We start from the raw sequence: 1006 nt of genomic DNA on the forward strand, positions 1-1006 counted from the left end.
GCACCCGGTTCACCGCCGTGATGGAAGCGGTCCGGGTGCCCCGGACCGGACCGGGACGACCCCGCACCCGGCCCGATCACGTCCTGGGCGACAAGGGCTACAGCTCGAAAGCCATCCGCACCTGGCTCCGCCGCCGCGGCATCCCGCACACGATTCCCGAGCGGGCCGACCAGGCCCGCAACCGGGCCCGCCGAGGCAGCCACGGAGGCCGCCCGCCGGCCTTCGACCGCGAGGTCTACAAGCACCGCAACGTCGTCGAACGGTGCTTCAACCGCTTGAAGCAGTGGCGGGGCATCGCCACCCGCTACGACAAGACGGCCCAGTCCTACGAAGCAGCCGTCACCCTCGCATCGCTCCTGATGTGGGCGTGACATTTGACGACAGGCCCTAGAGTGTCGCCCGGCAGGACGCGCAACGCCACCCGCCGACGCTGTTCCCCGCCCGCGCCGGGACAGCGCACGCGGCCAAGGTCTTTCGGGGCCCGCTCACCTTCCGCAGCCACATGTTCCTTCTGCGGGCAGGCGCGGGCTGTCCCGGAATGAGCGCTCTATGCCGAAGCACCAGTCCACCGCCGCGCAGCATGCCCGCCGCCGCCAGCGTGCGACCGGCGAGAACTACACCACCGCACTCCGCCGCACCGGCTGCCCTGTATATGTTCTGGCCCGGGCGCTGGAGGACTCGGGACTGGCCGCGGCAGCGGCTGGCCTCACCAGGCTCCTCGCCGAGGAGGAAGCGGCCCGGCCCCTGATGAAAGCCTTCGAGCGCGCCGACAGCGACGTCTACAACGCGCCCGACGACCTTCCGCAGGCCGAACACGACCGCTTGCAGGCCGCGAGCAGCAGGGCGTGGTACGCGGTCGAGGCAGTGGTCGGGCCGGATCCGTACAGCGGCATCCGCCGGGAACTGAAAGGTGTGTTCGCGGCGCTGGCGCATGCCGGACGCAACACCGACGGGCAGCGTCTTGCCCAGGCAGCCGTCCATGTCTTGGAACGGCACGATGGCCTGT

2 protein-coding genes are annotated in these 1006 nt (G+C 70.8%); both read left to right on the forward strand.

The features are described from left to right. Nucleotides 1-371: IS5 family transposase (locus tag ACWF94_RS41015; RefSeq protein WP_453500473.1), on the forward strand; the 371-nt coding region annotated here is incomplete at its 5' end. Nucleotides 372-549: 178 nt separating this feature from the next. Next, nucleotides 550-1006, forward strand: a 457-nt coding sequence (locus tag ACWF94_RS41020; RefSeq protein WP_453500475.1) for a hypothetical protein, incomplete at its 3' end; no start/stop codon positions are given.

It is taken from the genome of Streptomyces sp. NPDC055078 (genome assembly GCF_053607985.1).